Annotated in this window: 3 protein-coding genes; 2 read left to right on the top strand and 1 reads right to left on the bottom strand. The window is 23.8% G+C overall.

Annotated features, from left to right (window positions below; translation table 11 throughout):
* Positions 1 to 203: 203 nt before the first annotated feature.
* Both EZH24_RS10560 and EZH24_RS10565 read left to right on the top strand, forming a co-directional pair.
* Positions 204 to 809, top strand: coding sequence for a hypothetical protein (locus EZH24_RS10560; protein WP_137999086.1), 606 nt, complete (start codon positions 204 to 206; stop codon positions 807 to 809).
* A 30-nt stretch (positions 810 to 839) separates the two neighbouring features.
* Positions 840 to 1,421: a hypothetical protein gene (locus EZH24_RS10565; RefSeq protein WP_137999087.1), complete on the top strand. Its 582-nt coding sequence runs from the start codon at positions 840 to 842 to the stop codon at positions 1,419 to 1,421.
* Positions 1,422 to 1,458: 37 nt separating this feature from the next.
* Here the strand turns inward: EZH24_RS10565 and EZH24_RS10570 are convergent.
* Positions 1,459 to 2,238: hypothetical protein (locus EZH24_RS10570; protein WP_236847167.1), on the bottom strand; the 780-nt coding region annotated here is incomplete at its 5' end.

Genomic DNA, 2,238 nt, shown 5'->3' on the forward strand with positions numbered 1-2,238 from the left:
AGCCATTTGCTTAAATTATAGAGTAGAGAAAAGAAAAAAGATTTATACTATAGTTAGTTTATATATAAAAGAACCAATACTTTTCACTTTTATAATTCCTAATTTTAAGTAAAAAATCGAAAAAAACCGCTTATAAACTGTTGTAAAAGTATAAAAAATGTATAGACTTTTTATTATACTTCATTATTTGTAGGGTGATATTTATGAAAAAACTGTTAGTATTATTTATATTATTAACTAACTCAATATTATTTTCTTTTGAAGTTCCTGACAATGTGCAAATTATTAACGAAGAATTTAAAACACACTATATTTTAGTAACAGAAGACTATTATTTTAACCTAGTAGATATAAATAATAATAATCTTAGTTTGTATTTATCTATAAAAACTCCGAAATTATCATATACGAATAGACATAATTATGAAAGAGTTTTTTTAATGAAATTAGATAAATCAATTACATCAATATCCGATTTATCATATGAAGATAAACGAATAGAAATAATAGAAGGGTATGGGAATCCGTATCTATATGATATTTACAATAATTGTAATAGTGATGGATATAGATTAACATATTTTGAAAAATTTGAAAAAACTTCTGATATATTGGGAATGCGTGAAGTATTAATAGAGTTTATTAATGATTATGGTAACGATATAGATATAATTTTTACTATTGGAGTTACTAGAGATTATGACGAATATAAATCAGAAAATATCTTAAGAGCTAATTATAAATCATTTTATAAAGATTTCTTAACTATATTAAATTTGTATAGAGATATAGTTATAGATAGGTTGTAAATTATTTTTATAAATTATAGGATTATTAATATGAAAAAACTTCTATTCTTATTTATATTATTAATTAACTCAATATTATTTTCTTTTGAAATCCCTGATAACATAAAAATGATTCATTCTGGATACAATACTTATTACGTTCTTGTAACTGAAGATTATTATTTTAATATAGTAAATGAATTTGATAATATTAGTTTATACTTATCTATTAAAACTCCAGAAACATCTTATACAAATAATAACTATGATACAATTCTTTTAAAAAAGTTTGATGAATCAATAGTGTTAATATCTAATTTATCTACTATAGATAAAACTATAGATATAATTAGTAAATATAAATACTATAAATTATTAGATAATATTTATAATATTAATGATAATAAAAATAATTATAAAGTAACATACTTTAAAAAAATTGAAAAATATTCAGATATATCAGCTTTACATAAATCATTAACTAAATTTATTGATGGAAGTAATATAGATATAATATTTACTAATGAATATAAATCAGAGAATATACTAAAAGTTGACTATAAATCATTCTGTAAAGATTTATTAACTATATTAGATTTATATAAAAATATAATGATAGATAGCTTATATTAAAGCTAATATTTCATTATAAAATATTAGCTTATTTTATTTATCTTTTAGAATTAAAAGATTTTATTAATTTTTCTAATTCATTTTTCATTTTTCGTATATCGCTATCATTACGAATATTGGCGTTAATATTTATATTGTATGTACCACCGCCTGCTCCTGAAGAAGCTAATTTTTGAGGCTGTTTCATTGCGAATATATAATCCTGAGGATCTGTTTTTATTACTTGCCCATTTTTTGTAATAATGCCGTCATTTATCCTTAAATCATCTTGAGTATGAGTATTGGGGTCATAAAACTCTCCTTGTTTTGTCATAAAGGAATAATCTTTTTTTATTTCATTCCACATTTTAGTATACATACTTTCAGTAGGATCTGTTATATATGATTTACCAAGCCAATTTTTAGGTTTTTCTCCAAACGGATTAGCATATTTAAATATATCAGTTGTAGGCGATAAAGCTATTTTAATGTTTGTACCAATTTCTTGAAACTTCCCAGTAATAGATTTTGTGAACTCGCCCCATTTATCTTTGAAAAACTGTACTACTTCGTCCCACTTAGTCTTTAAATAATCAGTTACGCCGTCCCATACTGTTTTTAAGCCTTCGCCTGCCATTGATACAAGTCCGCCTGCTTTATCTTTCAAAAATGCCCCTTTATCTTCAGATGAGGCAAAAGCCGTAAAAAAGTCTATTACAGATGTTATGCCTTTGCTTAAAGTCTCTCCAAAAGTGCTTAAAAGAGGTGTTACGGTTTCTAATCCTTTAATATACGCAGGGGCTATGTCAAAACTTATTTTCTTCATTACTCCCGCAAA

The organism is Brachyspira catarrhinii, from assembly GCF_005518285.1.
GTDB classification, from domain to species: Bacteria; Spirochaetota; Brachyspiria; order Brachyspirales; family Brachyspiraceae; genus Brachyspira; species Brachyspira catarrhinii.

What these genes read in the sequence shown, in the direction of transcription:
- EZH24_RS10560 (WP_137999086.1), top strand. Translation starts at nt 204, where the DNA reads ATGAAAAAACTGTTAGTATTATTTATATTATTAACTAACTCAATATTA.
- EZH24_RS10565 (WP_137999087.1), top strand. Translation starts at nt 840, where the DNA reads ATGAAAAAACTTCTATTCTTATTTATATTATTAATTAACTCAATATTA.